The sequence below is a fragment of the Sphingopyxis sp. 550A genome (assembly GCF_053569535.1).
In genome coordinates this window covers 3,342,921-3,365,689 of record NZ_CM131615.1, presented here as the reverse complement: position 1 = coordinate 3,365,689, position 22,769 = coordinate 3,342,921, and the positions used below count along the sequence as shown (strand labels likewise).

Annotated in this window: 20 protein-coding genes and 1 tRNA gene; 11 read left to right on the top strand and 10 right to left on the bottom strand. The window is 66.6% G+C overall.

Annotated features, from left to right (window positions below; all coding sequences use genetic code 11):
* Positions 1-42 precede the first annotated feature (42 nt).
* A complete protein-coding gene (locus tag ACVENA_RS16260) occupies positions 43-618 on the bottom strand; it encodes a thermonuclease family protein (protein WP_449326206.1) in 576 nt (191 codons plus the stop codon).
* Positions 619-851: 233 nt separating this feature from the next.
* Here ACVENA_RS16260 and ACVENA_RS16255 point away from each other — a divergent pair, with 233 nt between their 5' ends.
* A complete protein-coding gene (locus ACVENA_RS16255) occupies positions 852-1,874 on the top strand; it encodes a MarR family transcriptional regulator (protein ID WP_449326205.1) in 1,023 nt (340 codons plus the stop codon).
* 51 nt (positions 1,875-1,925) lie between these two features.
* A tRNA-Val gene (locus ACVENA_RS16250) sits at positions 1,926-2,001 on the top strand.
* 2 nt (positions 2,002-2,003) lie between these two features.
* On the opposite strand, the gene ACVENA_RS16245 is transcribed toward ACVENA_RS16250, so the two are convergent.
* Positions 2,004-2,273 carry a CBU_0592 family membrane protein gene (locus ACVENA_RS16245; RefSeq protein WP_449326204.1) on the bottom strand — a complete coding sequence of 90 codons (270 nt, stop codon included), beginning with the start codon at positions 2,271-2,273 and terminating at the stop codon, positions 2,004-2,006.
* Positions 2,274-2,535: 262 nt separating this feature from the next.
* Positions 2,536-5,208, bottom strand: coding sequence for an aconitate hydratase AcnA (acnA, locus tag ACVENA_RS16240; protein ID WP_449326203.1), 2,673 nt, complete (start codon positions 5,206-5,208; stop codon positions 2,536-2,538).
* A 353-nt stretch (positions 5,209-5,561) separates the two neighbouring features.
* On the opposite strand from acnA, the gene ACVENA_RS16235 reads away from it, so the two are divergent.
* The 6 genes from ACVENA_RS16235 (at position 5,562) to ACVENA_RS16210 (ending at position 8,868) form a co-directional block, all read left to right on the top strand.
* A complete protein-coding gene (locus ACVENA_RS16235) occupies positions 5,562-5,810 on the top strand; it encodes a type II toxin-antitoxin system RelE family toxin (RefSeq protein WP_449326202.1) in 249 nt (82 codons plus the stop codon).
* Between the two features lie 12 nt (positions 5,811-5,822).
* Positions 5,823-6,164, top strand: a complete 342-nt coding sequence (locus ACVENA_RS16230; protein ID WP_449326201.1) for a helix-turn-helix transcriptional regulator — start codon at positions 5,823-5,825, stop codon at positions 6,162-6,164.
* A 130-nt stretch (positions 6,165-6,294) separates the two neighbouring features.
* Positions 6,295-6,639, top strand: a complete 345-nt coding sequence (locus tag ACVENA_RS16225; RefSeq protein ID WP_449326200.1) for a hypothetical protein — start codon at positions 6,295-6,297, stop codon at positions 6,637-6,639.
* 6 nt (positions 6,640-6,645) lie between these two features.
* Positions 6,646-7,014 carry a hypothetical protein gene (locus ACVENA_RS16220; protein WP_449326199.1) on the top strand — a complete coding sequence of 123 codons (369 nt, stop codon included), beginning with the start codon at positions 6,646-6,648 and terminating at the stop codon, positions 7,012-7,014.
* The gene (locus ACVENA_RS16215) at positions 7,001-7,861 is read left to right on the top strand and encodes a hypothetical protein (protein WP_449326198.1); all 861 of its coding nucleotides are present in this window, start codon (positions 7,001-7,003) and stop codon (positions 7,859-7,861) included. The genes ACVENA_RS16220 and ACVENA_RS16215 overlap by 14 nt, the downstream gene beginning before the upstream one ends.
* A gap of 329 nt (positions 7,862-8,190) precedes the next feature.
* The gene (locus tag ACVENA_RS16210; protein ID WP_449326197.1) at positions 8,191-8,868 is read left to right on the top strand and encodes a hypothetical protein; all 678 of its coding nucleotides are present in this window, start codon (positions 8,191-8,193) and stop codon (positions 8,866-8,868) included.
* A gap of 22 nt (positions 8,869-8,890) precedes the next feature.
* Here ACVENA_RS16210 and ACVENA_RS16205 read toward each other — a convergent pair whose 3' ends face one another.
* From ACVENA_RS16205 to ACVENA_RS16175, 7 genes are all read right to left on the bottom strand, one after another.
* The gene (locus tag ACVENA_RS16205) at positions 8,891-10,069 is read right to left on the bottom strand and encodes a GGDEF domain-containing protein (protein ID WP_449326196.1); all 1,179 of its coding nucleotides are present in this window, start codon (positions 10,067-10,069) and stop codon (positions 8,891-8,893) included.
* Positions 10,070-10,177: 108 nt separating this feature from the next.
* A complete protein-coding gene (locus tag ACVENA_RS16200; protein WP_449326195.1) occupies positions 10,178-11,188 on the bottom strand; it encodes a LacI family DNA-binding transcriptional regulator in 1,011 nt (336 codons plus the stop codon).
* A 50-nt stretch (positions 11,189-11,238) separates the two neighbouring features.
* Complete coding sequence (locus tag ACVENA_RS16195; RefSeq protein ID WP_449326194.1) at positions 11,239-12,234, bottom strand: DUF2891 domain-containing protein; 996 nt, start codon at positions 12,232-12,234, stop codon at positions 11,239-11,241.
* A gap of 152 nt (positions 12,235-12,386) precedes the next feature.
* A complete protein-coding gene (locus tag ACVENA_RS16190) occupies positions 12,387-13,325 on the bottom strand; it encodes a DUF979 domain-containing protein (protein ID WP_449326193.1) in 939 nt (312 codons plus the stop codon).
* Complete coding sequence (locus ACVENA_RS16185; RefSeq protein WP_449328958.1) at positions 13,322-13,993, bottom strand: DUF969 domain-containing protein; 672 nt, start codon at positions 13,991-13,993, stop codon at positions 13,322-13,324. The genes ACVENA_RS16190 and ACVENA_RS16185 overlap by 4 nt, the downstream gene beginning before the upstream one ends.
* A gap of 135 nt (positions 13,994-14,128) precedes the next feature.
* Entirely contained in the window at positions 14,129-17,806 is a 3,678-nt protein-coding gene (locus ACVENA_RS16180) for a hydantoinase B/oxoprolinase family protein (RefSeq protein WP_449326192.1), read from the bottom strand.
* Positions 17,796-19,391, bottom strand: a complete 1,596-nt coding sequence (locus tag ACVENA_RS16175; protein ID WP_449326191.1) for a CHASE domain-containing protein — start codon at positions 19,389-19,391, stop codon at positions 17,796-17,798. The genes ACVENA_RS16180 and ACVENA_RS16175 overlap by 11 nt, the downstream gene beginning before the upstream one ends.
* Positions 19,392-19,564: 173 nt before the next feature.
* Here ACVENA_RS16175 and ACVENA_RS16170 point away from each other — a divergent pair, with 173 nt between their 5' ends.
* The 3 genes from ACVENA_RS16170 to ACVENA_RS16160 all read left to right on the top strand — a co-directional run bounded on the left by ACVENA_RS16170 (position 19,565) and on the right by ACVENA_RS16160 (position 22,687).
* Positions 19,565-20,215 (top strand): glutathione S-transferase family protein, encoded by a 651-nt coding sequence (locus tag ACVENA_RS16170; protein WP_449326190.1) that lies wholly within the window; start codon positions 19,565-19,567, stop codon positions 20,213-20,215.
* Positions 20,216-20,621: 406 nt separating this feature from the next.
* Positions 20,622-20,999, top strand: coding sequence for a BlaI/MecI/CopY family transcriptional regulator (locus ACVENA_RS16165; protein WP_449326189.1), 378 nt, complete (start codon positions 20,622-20,624; stop codon positions 20,997-20,999).
* Positions 20,999-22,687, top strand: a complete 1,689-nt coding sequence (locus ACVENA_RS16160) for a M56 family metallopeptidase (RefSeq protein WP_449326188.1) — start codon at positions 20,999-21,001, stop codon at positions 22,685-22,687. The genes ACVENA_RS16165 and ACVENA_RS16160 overlap by 1 nt, the downstream gene beginning before the upstream one ends.
* Positions 22,688-22,769: the final 82 nt, after the last annotated feature.

Here is a 22,769-nt window from a genome sequence, read left to right as displayed (position 1 = left end):
CGCCCTAGCCGCAAAAGCCCGCGACGAAAAGCGGATGCATATCTAGGCGTCGGGCGGGGCGATTGCGCCCGTGGGCCGCTCGTGCGCCGCGCGCCAGTCGGCGGGCGGGTCGAAGCGGCCTTGCCAGATGCCGCGCCGCTTTGCCTCCGCCTCGGCGGCCTCGAATGCATAGGCGTCGCCGGTCGCGACGGCCCAGCCCTGCCGCACCATTTCGGCGCCAAGATCGACCCCGTCGGGGCCCCGCTGCGTCCGGCATGATGCCAGGGTGCGGCCATAGCGGTCCTTTGCCGCATAGTCGCAATGGAGCGGGCCACGCCCGGCGAGCCGTTCGAGCGCGCTGCGGGCGTCATGGCCGCATGGCCAGCGGCTGCCGTCGGCGCGCGCGCAGTCCTGCCGATATTCGACCGCGTCGATCCCGGTCAGGCGGATCGTCAGCGCGCCGTCGCCCTGCTGCACGGTCAGGCTGTCGCCGTCGATGATGTGCACCAGCGGGGCGATGGTCACGGCGGGCGGCTGGCTCGTCCAGACGGCGACCGCGAGACCCGTGAGCAGAAGCAGTGCGGCGAGCGAACGCAAGCGGCGGCGCCAGCGCATGCTGGTGACGATCGACAGCGGCATGCGCTGCCGCCTGATCCGCGGCGACGCGCTTGGCAAGCGTAAATAAGGGATTGACGAAGAGAACAAACAGTGTCCAAAATGGACTAATCCCTACCAGCCGCCCTTGTGCCGACCCATGGCCATCGTTTCGCTGGGTCCGAATTGGCGGCAAATAGGAACGAACAAAAGGTGAATATGGCCGGAATGACGACATAAGGACACCAGGGCGGAGCGAAGAAAAGAGGGGATGCGGCATGGAACAGGCAATTCAGATTCGACCCGGATTGGCGGATTTTCCGCCGCCGGCATTCGGTGCCGGGGCCGATACGGAACCGACGCCGGGCGCGGTCTCGTCGCTGGTGCTGGTGGGATCGCGGATGCGCGCCGATGAACTCGCGGCGATGGATCGCGTGCGCGTCGCGCGCGTCGATGCCGCTGAGGCGGCCGATCATCTGCGCGCGATGCCGATCACCGACATTCTCTGGCTGGCGTCGAAGGAGGCTATCGAACCCGAAACCTTCACCGCCCTTTGCGGCGTGGCGGTCGCGAAATCCTGTCGTCTGGTGTGCGAGACGCCCCTTGGCGCGCTCGATCGGCTGACGGCGGCGGTGCCCGGCGCGCTTCGCGTCGAATGGCTCGTCGATGCCGACGCGCCCGATCGCTGCGTCGCGCTGGCCGCTGCGCGGCGCGAATGGCATCGGGCGATGCACGAAGTGACGCGCGATCCGGCGATGGAGCGGATCGACCAGTTGCAGGAAGAAGTGGCGCGCATCTCGCGCCTGCTCGGCGAGCTTGCGGGGCAGCCGCGCGGCGGCCTGCACGGTACGCCGGCGCCCTATGTGCCCGCGAACGAGGGGTTCGGGGATTATGCGGGGCAGGTTCGCGCGCCGGGACGCGATTTCTCGGCGATGCCGCGCAGCTTCGTTCCCGAGGAGCGCACGATCGATCGCCAGCGCGCGAAAGCGGTGCGGCGGATGTTGCGCCAGCGGCGGATGCGCGAGCAATATTTTCCGGCCGACCTCTTCGCCGATCCGGCATGGGACATGCTGCTCGACCTCTATGCGGCGCGGCTGGAACGGCAGCCGGTGTCGGTGTCGAGTCTGTGCATCGCCGCCGCGGTTCCTGCGACGACCGCGCTCCGCTGGATCAAGACGATGACCGACGCCGGGCTGTTTCTGCGCGAGGCCGATCCGCTCGACGGGCGCCGCATCTTCATCGCGATGTCGGAAGGCGCCGCCGATGCGATGGCGCGCTATTGCGAGGCGCTGGAGGAATAGGCGGCGCTTGCCAGCGCGAGCGGCTTATGGCAGGGGCGCGCTTCCCTTTTGGGGCGCTTAGCTCAGTTGGTAGAGCATCTCGTTTACACCGAGAGGGTCGGCGGTTCGAGCCCGTCAGCGCCCACCATCCTACCCGGCGATATTCGCCTCCCGTCCATGCCGGACGTTCCACAGGGTGACGAGGCCGACGGCGACCCAGACGACATTGAGCGCGGCATTGGGCAGCGCGCCGTGATAGCCCGAATTGACGATGAAACCCGCGGCGCCGAGGACGTTCATCCCCTGATAGACGCGGCTGCGCGCTTCGAGCTTGCCGAACGACAGCAGGGCATAGGCGGCGAGGATCAGCACGGCCGCCGCCCAGCCGATGACCTCGATCGCGATTTCCAGCGCGTCCATGGCTTTCCCCTTCATTCCCGGCGCTCAAAGCATCGAGCGCCCTGAATTATCGATAAGGGGTCGGCCTTGGCAAGGCGAAGGCGAGGAGGGGCAAAACTATGCCTTGCCCGCATTGAAGCAAGGTCCCTTGATTGAAAGCCGCGTGCTCCCGCGAAGGCGGGAGCCTATCTCTGGTGAGCGCAAGGTGGAACCGACCGGAGATGGGTCCCCGCCTTCGCGGGGACACACCGGTGTTTCATGCAGAGTCGATTGCGTTTCGGCGTCAGGCGGCGAGCTTGCGCAGCACGTAGTGCAGGATGCCGCCGTTCATATAATATTCGACCTCGTTTGCCGTATCGATGCGGCAGAGCGTGTCGAAGCTGAAGGTCGAACCGTCGGGGCGCGTGACCTCGACCGTCACGGTCTGGCGGGGCTTGATGTCGGCCACCCCCTTGATCGTGAAGCTGTCGTCGCCGGTCAGACCCAGCGTTTCGCGGGTCTGGCCTTCGAGGAACTGCAGCGGCAGCACGCCCATGCCGACGAGGTTCGAGCGGTGGATGCGCTCGAAGCTTTCGACGATCACAGCGCGGACGCCGAGCAGGTTGGTGCCCTTCGCTGCCCAGTCGCGCGACGAGCCGGTGCCATATTCCTTGCCCGCGACGACCACCAGCGGCGTGCCGTCGGCCTTGTGGCGCATCGCGGCGTCGTAGATCGGCATGACCTCCTGCCCGTAGCGCGACATGCCGCCCTCGATGCCGGGGACCATTTCGTTCTTGATGCGGATGTTGGCGAAGGTGCCGCGCATCATCACTTCGTGGTGGCCGCGGCGCGAGCCGTAGCTGTTGAAGTCGGCCTTCGCGACCTGATGCTCCATAAGCCACTGGCCGGCGGGGCTGTCGGCCTTGATGCTGCCGGCGGGGCTGATGTGGTCGGTGGTGATGCTGTCGCCGAGGATCGCGAGCGGCTTGGCGCCGACGATGTCGCTGACCGGCGCCGGGGTCATCGTCATCCCCTCGAAATAGGGCGGGTTGGCGACATAGGTCGAACCCGCGCGCCACTGATAGGTGTCGCTGCCCTCGACCTCGATCTTCTGCCAATGCTGGTCGCCGGTGTAGACATGGGCGTAGCGCGCCTCGAACATGTCGCGGCTCACCGCGCCCGCGACGACGGTCGCGACCTCTTCGTTGGTCGGCCAGATGTCCTTCAGGAACACGTCGCTGCCGTCCTCGGCCTGGCCGATCGGGGTGGTGGTGAAGTCCTCGATCACCGTGCCCTTCAGCGCATAGGCGACGACGAGCGGCGGCGAGGCGAGGAAGTTGGCGCGCACGTCGGGCGACACGCGGCCCTCGAAATTGCGATTGCCCGAGATGACGGCGGCGGCGACGAGGCCATTCTCGTTGATCGCCTTCGAAATCGGCTCGGCGAGCGGCCCCGAGTTGCCGATGCAGGTCGTGCAGCCATAGCCGACGAGGTTGAAGCCGATATTGTCGAGATGCGTTTGCAGCCCGGCCTTTTCCAGATAGTCGGTGACGACCTGTGACCCCGGCGCGAGGCTGGTCTTGACCCACGGCTTGGGCTTGAGACCGAACGCATCGGCCTTCTTCGCGACCAGCCCCGCGGCGACGAGCACGCCGGGGTTCGAGGTGTTGGTGCAGCTCGTGATCGCGGCGATGGTGACGTCGCCGTCGCCAATGTCGAAATCCTTGCCCTCGACCGGAACGCGCGTCCCCGCCCGTTTATAGGTGTTCGCCATGTCGGCGTTGAACACATCGTCGACTTCGGGGAGCGAGACGCGGTCCTGCGGGCGCTTCGGCCCGGCGAGGCTGGGGACGACGGTGCCGAGGTCGAGTTCGAGCGTATCGGTGAACACGGGGTCGGCGGCGCCGTCGACGATCCAGAGGCCCTGCGCCTTGGCATAAGCTTCGACCAGCGCGATATTTTCCTCGCTGCGGCCGGTCAGGCGCATATAATCGATCGTCTTGTCGTCGATGCCGAAGAAGCCGCAGGTCGCACCATATTCGGGCGCCATATTGGCGAGCGTCGCGCGGTCGGCGAGGCTCAGCGAAGCGAGGCCGGGACCGAAATATTCGACGAAGCGGCCGACGACGCCCTTGGCGCGCAGCATCTGCGTCGCGGTGAGGACAAGGTCGGTCGCGGTGACGCCTTCCTTGAGGCGGCCAGTGAATTTGAAGCCGACGACCTCGGGGATCAGCATCGACACGGGCTGGCCGAGCATCGCGGCTTCGGCCTCGATCCCGCCGACGCCCCAGCCGAGCACGCCGAGGCCGTTGATCATCGTCGTGTGGCTGTCGGTGCCGACGCAGGTGTCGGGATAGGCGACGGCTTCGCCCGAACCATCCTCGCTCGACCACACCGCCTGCGCGATATGTTCGAGGTTGACCTGATGACAGATGCCGGTGCCCGGGGGCACCGCCTTGAAGTTCGACAGGCTCTTCGATCCCCATTTCAGGAAGTCGTAGCGCTCGCCGTTGCGATAATATTCGATCTCGACATTCTGTTCGAACGCTTTCGGCGTGCCGAATTCGTCGACCATCACCGAATGGTCGATAACGAGATGGACGGGGACGAGCGGGTTGATCCGGGTGGTGTCGCCGCCGAGGGTGGCGATCGCATCGCGCATCGCGGCCAGATCGACGACGCACGGCACGCCGGTGAAATCCTGCAGCAGCACGCGCGCCGGGCGATACTGGATCTCGCGGTTCGAATGCGGATCCTTCTGCCAGTCGACCAGCGCCTGCGCGTCATCCTTCGACACGGTGAAGCCGCCATCCTCGAAGCGGAGGAGGTTTTCGAGCAGCACCTTCATCGAGAAGGGCAGCCGCGACACGTCGCCGAGCTTCGCCGCGGCCTTGTCGAGCGAATAATAAGCGTAAGTCTTGCCGCCGACGCTCAGCGTCGAACGGGTGCCCAGCGTGTCGTGGCCCGTGGTCGTCATAGGATTGCAGTCCCCATGTTGGCGCGGCGGGGAATGACGGCCCGATGGCGGAGCGGGAGAGCGGGGCCAGCGGGAGTCGCACGCGCAGGTTTATGTTGGCGCCGCCTTACGCCGGGGCGGGGGAAATGCAAGGGGGTGGGGAGAGCATCGGTGCTTCTGCATCGTTCTCACACAAAGACACAAAGATGTTGGGCTTCGCCTCCCTCGTCACCCCGGACTTGATCCGGGGTCCAGCTTTTCACCGTTGCTGAGCGGGACCCAGGATCAAGTCTCACTAGCCGCTTGTTTCGTTCGAGGGTGACGAATGAATGTAGTTATTGACTACAGTGTAGTTATGGACTACTTGCCCCGCAATGAAGCCGATCAGCTACACGCGATCCGCGATCAAGGCGCTGCAGCGCATGCCCGCCAACATATCGGCGCGGATCGTCGGCAAGATCGAGGCCTATGCCGCCGATCCGGCGTCGCAGGCGAACAATGTAAAGGCGTTGAAAGGCCGCGACGCGATCCGCCTGCGCGTCGGCGACTGGCGCGTGATCATGGAGGATGGCGTCGTGCTGGCGGTGCTGGAAATCGGCCCGCGCGGCAGCGTCTATGAATGAAGGAATGATCGCATGAACAAGATGGTGACGATCCCCGCCGAAGAATATGACCGCCTGCGCGAAGCGGCCGAGGATCTGGCCGACCTGCGCGCCTATGATCGCGCCAAGGCGGCGCTGGCGGCGGGCGACGAGGAACTGGTGCCCGCCGATTTCGCCAAGCGGTTGATCGCTGGCGAAAGCCCGCTGCGCGTCTGGCGCGAGTTGCGCGGGCTTTCGCAGGTGAAGCTGGGCGCGGCGTCGGGGGTCAACCGGGTGCAGATTGCCGATATCGAGGCCGGGCGCGGCAAGGGGTCGGTGGAGACGGTGCGGAAGTTGGCGGATGCGCTGGGGGTTAGGGTGGATGATTTGGTTTGAGGGTGGACCAAATTAATCGTTGTAGCGCCCGTCACCGTGAAATTGTGCGATGATTATAAAGGAATACCCGGCATTATTTTGGGGCGATTGTTTGTCGTGCAAATACGTGTGTCGCTGATATGAAAGCGGCATGAAGGAACTCATCGATTTTATTGGGAATCACGTCTTCGCTTCCATCGTCGGGACGTTTGGCATGGTCTCCTATGGCCTAGGCATTGCGGAACAGGCGCAAGCGATAACGACGCGCTTCAAGGTATGGCAGCTTCAAGCTTTAGGTGCGGGCTTCTTCTTCATGTCGGTGGTGATGGTGTTGGTCAGCTATGACCATGAGCGCCCGGTCGAACCTGCGGTCGTTCAGGCTGATCCGGCGAAAGTGCAAAACGTTGCAACGCCTGACCCGAACGTCCTGCCGGGCAACATTGCGAGCGAATATGTTGCACTGATGTCTCGGGCCCATACCAGCCTACAAGAATAGCGATTCTTGAAGGCTTATGCGGGCAAACATATGGATGTCTCATTGGAGCTGGCCTCGCTTGAGCGGCGCGGCAAGGTATTGAGGGGACAGTTTCGCGCTGGGCAAAACGCAGACGTCTTTGTCGAGTTTTCACCCGACTGGGAGGATTATCTTCTCAGCAAGAACGTGGGCGATACGATACGCTTCCGGGTCAAAATTCTCGGCGACGAAGCTTTGGGATACGGTCTCGGAGAAGCGTCGCCCCTCTATACGTCGTCGGCCTTCGACTTGGGTTTTGATGGCGCGCGATTATGGGGGTGCTGTTTAAATAGAAGTCACCGTGATAGGACGCCAAACATCGCGATTGGAAGTTCAAGGCGCTATGAAACTTCGTAAGGGGGGTAGCTATGCGATGAACCGTGAACGAAAGACCGATCCGGTTCCAGAGGTACCCACGAGCGATGAGAATGCGGTGAAGGAAACCACGGGTCCGTGGTGGAAGGAGCATCCGTCATCGGCTACTGTCCTTTTGATTGCTGGCGCAACTTCCGCACTGTATTTCTTCGGAAGTAAGCGGTTAGACAAGCTCGCCGCAGAGTTCGGCCTAGCTGGGCCACCGCGCTCAATGGGCCTGCAAGAGGTTATGGTTGCGGGGGTTGATGTGTTTCAGCTCCCGGTGCTTCTAATTCTTTTCGCCGCCGCTGTGCTTCTCGTGCTGGTTTTGAAGCTCGTGATTTGGGTTCACGAGTACGCGTCAAAAGGACAGGACGCGCTCATTGAAGGTGTCAACGCCCAGCAAGAGAAGGCGGCCGCCTTAAGGCAGCGGGACGAAATTACGGACGACGAACTTGCTGAGTTGGAGCGCGACCTCTCCGCATTGGTCTCGCGAGTTTCCCGAAACTCCAAGCTCAGGAAGGCGTCCAGATACGCGCTGAAATTTGGGAAGGTATTCAGAGTGGTTCTGGCTTCGGTCACTCTGAGTCTTGTCATGGCATCAGGAGTCATGACCGGCAAACTTGATGCTTGGCTCATCCGAACAGCGGTTGCAGGAGAATGCGAGGGCTGTTCCATCTATGTTACCTCACGGGAAAGCATCGTTGCATACCCAATTTTCCAAGCCGACGACAAAATCATTGCCTTCCGAAAAGGTGGAACAATCATTATTCCGATGACGCCTGACCTCATAATCAAGAAGTTTACGCCTCAGCCGAAAAAGGCAGGATCTAGAGGGGGAACGGACTGATGGTGACAGGTGGAGTAATTTCCAACAGATCCAACTGAACAACGGTAGCGAGCGGAATCGCGGATCAAGTCCGGGGTGATGGTAGCTGACGCCACTGAAATATTCTTCTTTCCTAAATTATCCAAATAGGTTCAAAATCACTCCGATTCATTCCAAGTGATTCGGGAGATGCAGCTATGGGGCGGAAGGTGGCGCGGGGTTCGCGGAGGAAATCGGGGGTTTCTGAGGGGTGTGACGGTGGTGATGCCCTCCCCGCTGCGACTAGCGGGCAAGCCCGCAAGTCTCGCTTCCCCTCCCGCTTGCGAGAGGGGAATCAAGAGAATCCCCTGATGCCGGGCCTGCGCATTCGCGAGGACGGGTTTACGGTGGCGCGGACGCGGGTGTTTCTGGCTGTGCTTGGGCGGACCGGGTGTGTCGCCGATGCGGCGCGGGTGGCGGGGGTCAGTAGGACTTCGGTGAACCGATCGCGCAAATTATTCGCGCCGTTCGACGCGGCGTGCCGCGACGCGCTCGCCAAGGCGCTGCGCGGGCTGGAGGCGGTCGCTTACGAGCGTGCGGTCGAGGGGCGCGAGATGGTGATTCTGCGCGGCGGAAAGGAGGTCGAGCGGCGGATCGTGCCGTCGGATGCGTTGCTGGGATTGCTGTTGAAACGCGGCGACCTGAAAAACGGGCGCGACGTGCATCTGACGCCCGAGGAGGCCGAAGCCTATGTGTTGCCCGAGGCGGTGCGGCACCGCTTTCTGTCGCGCGAGGAATTTTTCGACGGGATCATGTTCGACAACAGGTCCGACAAGGGCAAGGTGCAGCGTGCAACGCAGGAAGAAACCGATGCGGCGTTGATCGAACGGATCGAAATGCTCCAACATTACCACCGCTACCGGCGACTCCATCATCCGCCGTGCGTGACCTGCGGGCAGATGGTGCCGCTGACCGAGGAGGAACTCGCCGAACTCGATCGGGCGGAGGCGGAGGGCAGGCTGGCGGAGCTCCTGCCGCCCGCTGACTGAACGCGGCATCGTTCCTCCGCGTTCAGGCGGTGGCTTCGAGCCGGACCGGAGCGGGGTGGAATGCGCGGACGCGATCGCGGCCCGCGCGCTTCGCTTCGTAAAGGGCCTGGTCGGCGTCGCGCAGCAGCGCCGACAGCGTGATGCCGGGCGTGCCCGCAGCCAGGCCGATGCTGGCGGTCGGGCGCAGAGTCGCGGGAATGCGGTCGGCGCAGGCGGCGTGGAGTCCGGTGCGGACCCGCTCGGCGAGCTGGCGTGCGCTGTCGACCGTGAGGCCGGGCAGGAGCAGCGCGAATTCCTCGCCGCCGATACGGCCCGCGACCATCTCCGCCGGGCCGACGGCGCGGACGTGGGCGCCGAAGGCGGCGATGATCGCGTCGCCGACCGCATGGCCGTGGGTGTCGTTGATCGACTTGAAGCGATCGAGATCGGCGATCAGCAGCGCGGCGGGCTGGCCGGCGTCGGCGCAGCGGCGGAGCGCGGCGCCGGCCTTTGTTTCGAAGCCGCGGCGGTTGAGCAGGCTCGACAACGGATCGCCGTCGGCTTCCGCGCGAAGTTCGGCGAACATGTCGATCGCGACCGCGACCATCAGGCTGATCGCGGCGAGGATCGACACCATCGCCTGGCTGAACTGCACCGTGGACCAGTAGAGCGACTGCTGAAAGCCGACATAGTCGTCGAAGCCGCCGCTGAAGCTCAGGATGACGACGGGGCGGATGAGCAGATTGGCGGCCGAGAGCGCCGCGATCCAGAACAGGACGCGGTCGATCACGTGCGGCCGCTCGATGGGCCATAGGGCGCGCACCACCATCAGCGCGATCGCGCCCGCGCCGACGCTGATCGCATAGATGCGCGCCGGAATGCTCGGCTGGGCGAGCAGGAACCAGGTGAAGACCGCGGTCGACAGCGCCGCGACGATCGCCATCGCGCGCCACGGTATGGGCAGGCCGTACCGCCCGATGATCGCGGCGGCGAACAGCGCGCCGGTGGCGAGAAAGCCGATATTGGCGGGAAGCCGCTGCAATTCCATCGGCATCGCCGGGACGACATCCTGGAACAGGAAGGCGATGGCGGTGGCGAGATAGGCGCCCGCGGCATAGGCGATGTAGCGCTCGCGCCGCTGAAGCCACATCAGGAAAAAGGCAGCCGCGAAGGCCAGGCCGATGCCCGGATTGAGAAGCGAAATGAAGAGCTGTCCCGTCAAAGCGGTATCCTGCCTCGGGGCCCCGCACAATCCTAGGCAGGGTATAGATAACAAGTGGTTACGATGGGTCATGGCCCGCCGACAGTGTGTAACGGTGAGGCGGAACGGTCAGGCGGTGCCGCGAACCGCGAGGCGGACGGGGATGCGGGTGCCGCTGTGCGCGAAATCCTCGTCCTCGAGCGCCATCGCGACGAGCGCTTCGCCCGCGGCGTCGAGGTCGGGCTCGATCGTGGTGAGCGCGGGGTCGGCCATGTTGCCGGCGCGGATGCCGTCGAAGCCGATCAGTGCGATATCCTGTGGCACGCGGCGGCCCGCTTCCTTGAGGCCCTGAAGCACGCCGAGCGCGAGCATGTCGCTCGCCGCGAAAACGGCGTCGACTTGCGGATGCTCGGCGAGCAGTGCGTGCGCGGCCGCGACGCCCTGCGCGTGGCGGTCGGCGGCGGTGGGCGGCTCGGTGAGGATCGGCGTGATGCCGTGGCGGCCAAGCGCCTCGACGAAGCCGTCGCGGCGCTCGTCGAACTGACGCTGCGGCGATCGCTGCGGGCCGATGAAGGCAATGTGCCTGCGCCCGCTCGCGACGAGATGCTCGGCGGCGAGGCGGCCGCCGGTGCCGTTGTCGCTGCGCATCCAGTGGAACGGATCGCCGGGGCTGCCCCAGCAGACGAAGTCGAACCCGGCGGCCTGCGCCTCGGCGAAATAGTCCCATGCGGCGCGGTTGCTGGTGGTGCCGATGACGATCATCGCGTCGGCGAGCCCCGACGCCACGAAGTCGGCGCGGAAATTGGCTTCGCTCTCCTGAAAGGAGACGAGCAGGTTGAACCCGCGCGCCGAGGTCGCAGCGGCGATGCTGCCGAGCAGCGCGAAATAGAAGGGGTTGATCGCGCTGCGATCCTCGCCGGGGCGGCAGACGGTGACGAGCGCGAGCGTCTCGCTGCTTTTCAGGCGTAGCGACGAGGCGTGGCGATCGACGACATAGCCGAGTTCGCGCGCGGCGGCGGAAACGCGGGCGCGGGTTTCGGCATTGACGCCGGGGCTGTTCCTGAGCGCGCGCGACACGGTCGATTGCGACACGCCCGCGCGCTCGGCGACGTCGAACGATGTCGGGCGCAGCGTTTTCATCGGCAGTCGTCTCCCCTTTCCGCTGTCTCTCGCTGTGAGGGGAGAGCTTGTCAATCGGCGAGCCCGTCGAGTGCCAGCAGCGCGAAGCTCGCGAGCCAGTGCTCGCCCATATAGTGGCCGGTGACGTGCGGGAGTGCGGCGGCGAGGTGGCGCTCCGCCGCGGCTTCGGCGACGGGGCTGACGGGATGCGCCGGACCGAGCGCGGCGGCGATCGCGCGCCAGCACCAGGCGCGGCTGAGACCCAGGCCATCGAGATGCGCGATCTTGCCGTCGCTGCGGTCGGAGACGGTGGCGGGGGTGAAGAGTGTTTCGGGCTGCTCCTCCGCGGCATGAGGGAGGAAGGCGTCGAACCAGCGCGGGAAATCCTCGCCGAGGACGGAGGCCATCAGATGCGCTTCGGTAAGGGCGGAGGATAGAAATTCGTCGCCGCCCGGCTCCCACGCCTGGCAGTCGCGGTCGCTGGCGAACCAGTCGCGGGCGCGGGCGCCGATCAGGGTAACAAGCGCGGGATCGCGCGATTCGGCCCAGTGGCGCGCGAGGAGGAGCGCGAAGGCGATGTTGAAATGGGTGCCGACGCGCAGCGGATAGGTGAGCTTGGGCAGGAAGGCGTGGAAACGCGCGGCGAAGGCGGCGGCGAGGGGGGCGAGCGCGGCGGCCCAGGGGGCGTCGTGGCGCTCGGCCTCGGCATGGAGCGCGAGCAGCCACGCCCAGCCATAGGGGCGCTCGAAGCCCGCGGACATGGGGCGCGAGAGGAACGCGAGTTCGCCCGCGACCTTTTCTGGGACGAGCATCGCGGCGGCGCGGGCGCGAATCTCGGCGGCGGCGGGAAGGTCGGGGAAGCGCCGCGCAAGGCGGAGGACCTGCCACCAGCCGTGGACGCAGCTATGCCAGTCGAAACTGCCGTGGAAGATCGGGTGATGCGCGCGCGGCGGCTTGGCGTCGACGGGGCCGTTCAGGACGAGATCCATCTTGTAGGGATATTCGCGGCCGAGATGCGACAGGGTCGCGGTCGCGAAGCGGGTGGCGTGGTCGGGGGTGAGGGTCATGGGGGTGTCCTAACCAGGATGATCCTCCCTGTCGCGTAGCGATGGGGAGGTGGCAGCGCGAAGCGCTGACGGAGGGGCACTGGTGCAATGTCGCTGCCCCTCCACCATCCTTCGGATGGTTCCCCTCCCCATGGCTTCGCCACAGGGAGGATTTAGAAAGCGAGCAGCCAGATAAACGCGATGTTCGCGGCGAGCAGCGGCACCGCGGTGCCGATCTGCGCCTTGATCACGCCGTAGGGATTTTTGAGTTCGAGCAAGGCGGCGGGGACGAGGTTGAAGTTCGCCGCCATCGGGGTCATCAGCGTGCCGCAGAAGCCCGCGAGCATGCCGATCGCCGCGACGACCGCGGGGTCGCCGTGATACTGCTTGATCAGCAGGGGCAGGCCGACCGCCGCCATCATCACCGGGAAGGCGGCAAAGGCATTGCCCATCACCATGGTGAAGAAGGCCATGCCGAGCCCGAAGGCGAGCACGGCGCCGAACAGGCTGCCCTGCGGGATCGCGCCGCCGATCAGTCCGCCGACGACCTCGCCGACCCCGGCGAGCGCGAAGACCGCTCCGAGACTGGCGAGCATCTGCGGCAGGATCGCCGCCCAGCCGACCGCGTCGAGCAGGCGGCGTCCCTGCTGTGCGGGGAGGAGGAGCGGGGGTTTGAAGCGCGCCATGCCGACGCCAAGCGCGATCAGCACGCCGATCGCGAGCGAGATCAGGGTCGCCTGCTTGGGATCGGCGAGGCCCGGCACATATTTGAAAAGAAAGGTGCCCGCGAGCGCGACCGCGGGGATGATCAGCGCGACGAGGAGCAGGAAATTGCCGTGGCGCGCGGCGCGTTCGGTCTGCACCTCGGCCGCGACTTCGCCGCCGGGGGCGCGGCCGATCTGGCCGGTTCCCGCGATCGCGACGAGCGCGAGGACGAGCAGGCCGTTCTGGAAATCGGTCAGATAGTCGCCGCCGAGCATCGACAGCGCGAGCAGACCCCAGAAGGCGGCGTTGCCGAAGCGTTTCGGGCTGGTCCGGTCGTAAAGGCCGAGCAGCGCGAAGAGCGCAAAGGTCCAGCCCGCGAAAATATAGACGAAGTCGAGCGTGATCATGCGCCCGCCCCCCGCGGTTGCATCCGCTGTTCGAGGCGGCGGAGGCGGAAGCCGTGGATCAGGAAGGCCGCGATCGCGGTCGGGATCGCCCAGAGCGAGAGATGCAATGGCTCGATGCTGTAGCCATAGGTTTCGAGCAGGCCCTTCATCAGCAGGATCGAACCGATCGCGAGGAAGATGTCCTCGCCGAAGAAGAGGCCGACATTGTCGGTGGCGGCGGCGAAAGCCTTGACCTCTTCGCGCTGGTCGTCGGTGAGGGCGTCGTTCCTTGCTTCCGCCGCCGCTTCGGCCATCGGCGCGACGAGCGGGCGCACGGTCTGCGGGTGGCCTGCGACCGAGGTCAGGCCGACCGCGGCCATCAGTTGGCGCAGCAGGAGGTAGGAGGTGAGCAGGCGGCCGAGCGTCGCGCCCTTCATGCGGTCGATCAGGCTACGCGCGTGCTGCTGAAGCCCATAGGCTTCGAGCAGGCCGATGACGGGGAGGACGATCCAGACGATCGAGACGTAGCGCGTGTCGTTGAACGCCTTGCCGAAGGCGGCGATGATCGCGGTGACGTCGAGCCCGGCGGCGAAGCCCGTCGCGAGCGCCGAGGCCATGATCACGAGCAGCGGATTGAAGCGGAGCACGAAGCCCGCGATGATGATGACGATCCCGATCAGGACGAGCATCATCGACTCCTTTGTTCGTCATCCCCGCGAAGGCGGGGATCCAGCTTGGCAACCGTCGAGCTATCAACCCGCGTCGGAAAGCTGGATTCCCGCCTTCGCGGGAATGACGAAAAGTGGGACGATGGCTGGATCAAACTATTCCCCCTCCGCTTCCCGATAGCCGCCGCCGCCCGGGGTTTCGATCACGAAGGCGTCGCCAGCGGCAAGGTCGGCGCTACCGGTGGCGGCGAGCATCTCGATCCGGCCGTCGGCGCGTTCGATCCAGTTGCGGCCGGGGACGCCGTCTTCGCCACCCGCGAGGCCCTTTGGCGCGATCTTTCGGCGGTTCGCGAGGATGTTCGCCGCCATCGGTTCGCGGAAGCGGATGCGGCGGGTCGCGCCGTCGCCGCCGTGCCAGCGGCCCCGGCCGCCCGAGCCATGGCGGATCGAAAATTCCTCGACGATCACCGGGAAGCGCGTTTCCATCACTTCGGGGTCGGTCATGCGGCTGTTGGTCATGTGGGTCTGGATCACGGCGGTGCCGTCGAAGCCCGGCCCGGCGCCCGAGCCGCCCGCGATCGTCTCATAATATTGGCGCGTTTCGTCGCCGAAGGTGAAATTGTTCATCGTCCCCTGTGCCGGAGCCATTGCGCCGAAGGCCGCGAACAGCGCGTCGGTGATGACCTGACTGGTCTCGACATTGCCCGCAACGACGGCGGCGGGATAGCTGGGGGACAACATCGAATCCTGCGGAACGATCAGGGTGACCGGGGCAAGGCAACCCTCGTTCATCGGGATCGGATCGTCGAGCATGGTCCTCAGCACATAGAGGACGGCGGCGCGGACGACCGGGAGCGGGGCGTTGAAATTGTCGGGGAGCGTCGGCGACGAGCCGGTGAAGTCGATGGTGACGTGGCGCGCCTCGCGATCGACGCGGACCGCCACCGCGACCTCGGCGCCATTGTCCATCGCGTAGCGGAACCGGCCGTCGCTCAAACGGGCGATGAGCTGGCGGACCGCGGTCTCGGCCTGTGCCTGGCCGTGCGCCATATAGGCGGCGACGGTGACGGCGCCGTGCGCGGCGCTGAGGTCGGCGAGCGCGCTGGCGCCGCGCTGGCAGGCGGCGACCTGCGCCTTGAGGTCGGCGATGTTGAGCGCGGGGTTGCGGGCGGGCCAGTCGCCGGCGGTCAGATGCGCGTGAACGTCGGCGTCGAGGAAGTGTCCGTCGTCCACGATCAGCCGGTTGTCGAAGAGAATGCCTTCCTGATCGATGCTGGTGCTGCCCGGCGGCATCGAACCGGGGGCGATGCCGCCGAGGTCGGCGTGGTGGCCGCGCGCGGCAACGAAGAAGTTCGGTTCTTCGCCCTCCACGAACACCGGCATGATGACGGTGATGTCAGGGAGGTGGGTGCCGCCGTCATAGGGGGCGTTGAGGGCATAGGCATCGCCGCGCCTTATGCCGCGAGCATCGCTGGACCGCTGGCGGAGGATGGTGCGGACGCTTTCGCCCATCGAGCCGAGGTGGACGGGCATGTGCGGGGCGTTGGCGACGAGGCGGCCTTCGCCGTCGAAGATCGCGCAGGAGAAATCGAGCCGCTCGCGGATATTGATCGACGAGGCGCTGTGCTGAAGCGCGCCGCCCATTTCCTCGGCGATCGCCATGAACAGGCTGTTGAAGATTTCGAGGCGGATGGGGTCGGGGGATGCCTTTTGATCCTCGCTGTCGCGTAGCGATGCGGAGGGGGACCGTCCGAAGGACGGTGGAGGGGCTGCGCGCTCGGCCCTTCCGTCAGCCCCTGCGGGGCTGCTACCTCCCCATCGCTGCGCGACGGGGAGGATTGTCTTGGCGAGCCGCAGCGTTCCTTCCTGTTTCACCGTCGCGGTCCAGCCCGGTTCGATCACCGTGGTCGAGAGTGGGTCGACGATGATCGCCGGTCCCGCAATGGTGCGGCCGGGAGCGAGGGCGCTGCGCTGGTGCAGCGGGACTTCGCAGGGGGCGCCCGCGAGCCAGGCGGTGGCGATTTCGGGGGCGGCTTCGGTCGCCGCGGCGGGAGGCGGCAAGGCGGCGGGAGTGCCGCCCGTTTCGGTCAGCTCGACGCGGATGCGGTCGATCACCAGATCGACGTGCGGGGCGTAGCCGAAGCGCTGGCGGAAGGCGGCGGCGAAGGCCCGCGCGACCTCCTGCGGCGACGCGAGCGGGAGCTCGATGGCATTGTCGCTGTCGGCGAGGCGGACGAAAAGCAGGGTTTCACGGGTCGTTTCGGCACCGGGCGCGAGGTCGGTGCGGGCCTGGGCGGAAAGGTCGGCTTCGGCGGCGGCGAGCGTTGCAGCGCACTTTTCGTCGAGCGGCAGCGCCAGCGTGCGCTCGCGGATCGCCGACGGCCTCGCGAGCCCCATGCCATAGGCGGACAGCACCCCGGCGAGCGGGTGGAGCAAGATTTCGTCGATGCCGAGCGCGTCGGCGACGAGGCAGGCATGCTGGCCCGCGGCGCCGCCGAAGCCGACGAGGCTGTAGCCCTGCGTCACATCGTGGCCGCGCGCGATGGTGATGCGCTTGATCGCGTTCGCCATCTGCTGGACCGCGATCGCGAGCAGGCCTTCGGCGAGAGCTTCGCGGGTGATGCCCCCGACCTCGGCGGCCATGGCGGCGAATTGCTCCGCGACCACCGCGCCGTCGAGCGGCCGGTCGCCGTTCGGGCCGAAGAGCTTCGGAAAATGACCGGGCTGGATCTTGCCGAGCAGGACGTTGCAGTCAGTGACGGTCAGCGGCCCGCCACGGCCATAGGCGGCGGGCCCGGGGTTGGCGCCCGCGCTTTCGGGGCCGACGGTGAGGCGCGCGCCGTCCCAGCGGCAGATCGACCCGCCGCCCGCGGCCACCGTATGGATGCGCAGCATCGGGGCACGGATGCGGGTGCCCGCGACGATCGTTTCATTGTCGCGCTCCAAGCGGCCGGCATAATGGCTGACGTCGGTCGAGGTGCCGCCCATGTCGAAGCCGATCAGGCGGGTTTTGCCCAGCGGCGCGGCGCTACCGACCATGCCGACGATGCCGCCCGCGGGGCCCGAAAGGATCGCGTCGCGGCCATGGAAGGCGGCGGCGGAGGCGAGGCCGCCCGAGCTTTTCATGAATTGGGGGTCGGTATCGCCGCCGAGCTGGGCGCAGAATTGATCGACATAGTGGCGCAGGACGGGCGAGAGATAGGCATCGGCGAGCGTGGTGTCGCCGCGGCCGACGAGCTTGATCAGCGCGCTGACCTCGTGGCTCGTCGAGATTTGCGCGAAGCCGAGTTCGCGCGCGATGGCGGCAAGGCGAACCTCGTGCGCGGGGTAGCGATAGCCGTGCATGAGGACGATCGCGATGCTGGACAGGCCGCGGTCGCGTGCGGCTTGCAGTGACCGGCGCGCGGTATCCTCGTCGAGCGGCGTGAGGATGTCGCCTTCGGGGCTCACGCGTTCGGCGATTTCGGCGACCATCGCGTGCGGCGGCGGAATGCGGTGGAGCGCGCGCGCGAAGAGGTCGGGGCGATCCTGATAGCCGATCGTCAGCGCATCGCCGAAACCCCGCGTGATCGCGAGCAGGGTCGGTTCGCCCTTGCGTTCGAGGAGCGCGTTGGTCGCGACGGTCGATCCCATGCGGATCGCGAGCGGCGGCAGTGGTCCGCTGTCTGCGCCGGTGAGGTCGCGGATGGCATTCACGGCGGCGTCGCCGGCGCGCGCGGGGTCTTCGGAGAGATATTTGGCGGTGACGATCGTGCCGTCGGGGCGTCGGGCAACGACGTCGGTGAAGGTGCCGCCGCGATCGATCCAGATGTGCCAGCGCACGTCAGGCGACATGAACCGGCCAACGCAGCGTGATGGAAAGACCGTGGTCGACGGCGGCGCGGGTCCAGCTTCCCTTGAGCTGGCGTTCGATCAGGGTGCGGATGAACCGGGTGCCGAAGCTCTCGCTTTCGATATGCGGGGTTTCGGCGAGCCCGGTTTCGACCCAGTTCAGTTCGATCGCGTCGCCGTCCTGCCGCCAGTCGACGGCGAGGTCGCCGGTGCCCGACAGCGCGCCATATTTGACGCTGTTGGTGACGAATTCGTGGATGGCGAGCGAGATGGCTTGCGCGCTTTCGTCGTCGAGCCGCACGTCGGGGCCGTCGAGGGCGGCGATGCGCTCGGCGGGCCAGCCCGCGACCTCGAGCTCGCGGCGGATGATGCGGCCGAGTTCGACGCTGCTCACCGCGCCGGTGACGATCATCTGCTTGGTTTCCGACAGCGCGCGCATCCGGCCGTCGAAGCGCGTCTCGAAATCCTCGAGGCTCGTTGATTCGCGCAGCGTGATCCGCGCCAGCGCGCTGATGCGCGCAAGGGCGTTCTTCATCCGGTGCGCCATCTCGCCGATCATCAGCTCGCGATCCTCGGCATGGCGCGCCTGCTGCTCGGCGAGCGCCTGCGCCGCGCCGACGCGGCGCTGCTGGACGCGGTGGAGCTGGGTCGCGAGCAGCGCCAGCGCGAGACCGAACAGGAAGATGGCGAGGGGCCGGCCGAGTCGCTCGAACTGGCGGCCGTAGGAGATGCGCATCGTCCACACCCGGTCGGCGACGCGCAGCTTTTCGGTGTGCGTGTCCCATCCCATCGTTCCGTGGCGGAAGGCGAGCGGCGCCGAGGGGCCATCGCCCGCGTAGATTTCCACGCCACGGATCGTGGCGAGCTGCGATCCGAGCACCGCGGTGAACAGGTCGGTGGTGCGAAACGGGGCGTAGACGAAGGCCTCGATCGGCCGTTCGGTCGACCCCGCCACCGGCGCCGCCTCGGCGGCATAGATCGGAAGATAGACGAGGAAGCCGGACTGTTTTTGCGCCGCCCCGTTTTCCTGCTGTAGCCGCACAAGGCCGCTCGCGGCGGGGGCGCCGGTCTGCCACGCCCGGCGCATCGCCTCGCGCCGGACCGGCTCGCTGTACATGTCATATCCGAGCGCGTTCTTGCGGCGCGGATTATAGGGTTCGATGAGGACGATGGGAAAGCCGACCGGCTGACTGGTCGCGGGCCAGACCTTGATGTCGCGTCCGTAATTTTCGCGCAACATCGCCTCGGCGGCCGCGGGGGTGCCTTGCCGGATCGCCACCGCGATGCCGATCCCCTCCATGCCGGGCGCGCGCTCCTCGGGCCGCAGCGCGGCGATATAGGCGCGGATGCTCGGCCCGTGGGTGGCGGGTGCCGACTGATAGAGCGCACGCACCCCTTGCAGCACCGCGACATGATCGCGCAGCCGCATGTTGACCTGCATCGCGACGCGATCGGCAAGGTCGGCATCCTCGGCCTGATTGTAGAGAAAGCTGGCGGCCGCGGCGACGAGCGTCGCGAGCAGGATGACGAGACCGACAAATCGGACGAGCAGCGCCACAAGCCGATCTGCCCAGGACGAAGGGCGCATTTTTGCTTATCCTGCCTGATGGCTGCCGCAGCAGCATCCCCCCTCCGGCCGCGACCTTATACGGAGGGGAAATGATGGCAAGATGATTTCGTGGCCATTCCGGCGATGGCGGCCGTTGCGCCGGGCCGGCATTCGCATATGCTGCGACCGGAGCGCGAAAGAGAGGGAATTGCATGATCATCTATGGTTCGATCGTATCGCCATTCGTCCGCAAACTGCTGGGCTATCTCGGCGAGAAAGGGATCGATTTCGAACTGCAGGGCGTGGGGATCGGCGACCCCGATCCGGGATTTCGCGCGGCGTCGCCGCTCGGCAAGATGCCCGCGATGGACGACGACGGCTTTCTCCTCGCCGATTCGAGCGCTATCATCCATTATCTGGAAGCCAGGCATCCCGAACCGCCGCTGATCCCCGCCGACCCGCGGGAGCGCGGGCGCGTGGTCTGGTGGGACGAGTTCGGCGATACGGTGTTCGCGGCGTGCGGCGGCAAGATGTTCTTCAACCGCATCGTCTCGCCGAAATTCCTCGGTCGCGAGGGCGACCTCGCCGCCGCTGCAGAGGCCGAGACGGAAGAGTTACCGAAACTGCTCGACTATCTGGAGAGGGCGATTCCGGCCTCGGGTTATCTCGTCGGCGACCGCTTCACCCTCGCCGACCTGGCGGCTGTCTCGCCGCTCGTGAATCTGCGGCATTGCGGGTCGTGCATCGACGCGGCGACGCATCCGCGGATCGCGGCGTGGAGCGAGGCGATCCTGTCGCGCCCCACCTTGGCGCCGTGGGTTGCGAAGGAAGAACGGATGATGGCGAAGGTGCTGGCGGCCTGAGAGGGGGGCTTCGGCGATGGACGGCGCGACCGTCAAGGCGGCTTTGAACGGGATTCGCGCAGAGGCGCAGAGATGAAGAGCTTACACCTCTGCGCCTCTGCGCGAATCTGTGGAATGGCGGGTTCCGACCGAAAGCCGACCTTGATCCTCCCTGCGGCGCAGCCGTGGGGAGGGGGACCGCCGCGAAGCGGTGGTGGAGGGGCTGCGACGGTTGCGCCAAAGGCCCCTCCGTCAGCGCTTCGCGCTGCCACCTCCCCATCGCTGCGCGACAGGGAGGATCGGCCACGGCTGTTCTCCACCCCATAGCCGACGCTGGCGCCCTCGTGTATTATCCGAATAAATCTCTTGCCAACCGTGCGCTACAAATGTAGCACGCTACAAATGTAGCGCATGAGGTGATTCGGAAATGCTGTCGAGCCTGCCCCCGCGAGAACGCGAGATCGTCGATATTCTCTATGAACGCGGCGCCTCCACGGTGACCGAAATCGGCGAGGCGCTGAGCGACGCGCTGTCGGGATCGGCGATCCGCGCGATGCTGAAGCGGCTCGAGGCCAAAGGCTTCGTGGCGCGCGAGGCGTCCGAGCGCGGTTTCGTCTATACGCCGAGCGTGTCGGACAAAACCGCGCGCAAGTCGGCGCTGAGCCAGGTCGTGCGCGTCTTCTTCAACGGATCGGCGACGAGCGCCGCCGCGGCATTGCTCGGGATGCAGGACGGGATGAAGGCTTCGGAACTCGACGAGCTGGAAAAAATGATCGCGAAAGCACGCGAAGGGAGAGACCAGTGATGATCACCACCGCCATGCTGCTGGGCCTTGCCTGGAAATCCGCCGCGGTCGCGGGGCTGACCCTGATCCTGCTCCGGCTTGCGCGGTCGCGCTCTGCGGGCGAGCGGTCGCTGATCGCGCACGCCGGGATCGTTGCGCTGCTCGCGCTTCCCGCCGCGATGCTGTTGCTGCCGACGTGGGCGCCGCTTCCCGCAAGCTGGACCGTCGCGGCTGAAGCCGCGCCGGTCGTTGCGGCGCCGGCAGCGACCGCTTCGACGGCGCAGGCGTTGCCGGTGACCGCGCCCGCCGCTTCGAGCGCGGCCGATACGGCGGGTTTTGCGCTGCCGGAGGTCGGCGATCTCGCGCCCTTTCTCTATGCGATCCCATTGGCGTTGCTGTGCGGAATGATGCTGCTTGCGGTGGTGCGGCTGTTCGCGATGCGCGACCGGGCCGAAGTGCTGACCGAGGGGTCGTGGCTGTCGGCGCTCGCCGAGGCGCAGCGGCGTATGGGGTTCAAGCACGGCACCGCGCTGCTCGTCAGCCGTGAATTGCGCTCGCCGATCAGTTGGGGCGTGCTGCGCCCGACGATCGTGCTGAGCCCGGTCACGGTCGACGCGGTCGATGAGGCCGAGGCGATCATCGCGCACGAACTGGCGCATGTCGCGCGGCTTGACTGGGCGAAGCTGCTCGGCGCGCGCGCCGTCTGCGCGCTCTTCTGGTTCAATCCGCTGGTGTGGATGCTGGCGCGCGAAAGCCATCAGTTGCGTGAAGAAGCCGCCGACGATGCGGTGCTGATGGCCGATATCGACGGCCCCGATTATGCGAGCCTGCTTGTCGGCGCCGCGCGCCACGACAATCAGGGCGCGCTGCTCGCCGCGCACGGCGTCGCGCCGGGCAAGGGCAGCCTCAAGCGCCGGATCACCCGCGTGCTCGACGGCAGCCTGAAGCGCGGCCCCGCGAGCGTGAGCTGGATGCTGATGAGCCTGGTGCTGCTCGCGGGCGTCACCGCGCCGCTCGCCGCCTTTTCGGCGACGGCGGAAACGGGCGCCGATTTCGATAGGGCGGCAAAGGACTCCCCGGTTCCTTTCGCCGCCGCCGCCCCGGCCGCGACGCCTCCGTCCGTCGCGGCCGTGGGCGGAGAGACCGCGCCCGCCGCAGCCGCGCAGAAGCCGCTCACAGCCGACCAGCTCGTCGGTATGCGCGCGGTCGGCGTGACCCCCGAATATGTGGCGCAGATGCGCGAGCATGGCGGCTCGATGGACCCTGACGACATTATCGCGGCGAAGGCGGTGGGGGCCGACCCCGCCTATATCCGCGCGATGCGCGGCGTCTTTCCGGGCGCTTCCATGGACGATCTGATCGGTGCCTCGGCGCTGCATATCGAGCCCCGCTATGCTCGCGAAATGAAGAGCGAGTTTCGCAACCTGTCGATCGACGATTTGACCGCACTGCGCGCGATGGGGGTCACCGGCGACTATATCCGGAAGATGCGCGGCGCCGGTTACGCGCTGAAGAGCCCCGACGAGGCGATCGAACTGCGCGCGACCGGAATGACGCGCGGCGCGCCGGGAAGGACCGTGACCCGCAGCGAAGAGCGGGCGACGGTCGATATCGGCCGCGGCGTGATCGAGGCGCGAGGCGCCGACGGCCGCGTTGCGCGCATCGAATTTCCCCGGCCGCCCGAACCGCCGGCGCCGCCCGAAAACTGACGCTCGGACATTCGTCCAACCGCAGCTTCCGTTGATCGAACCTTGCTTTTGAAACGCCGCCGCCGCGGCGAGCGCTGACGCT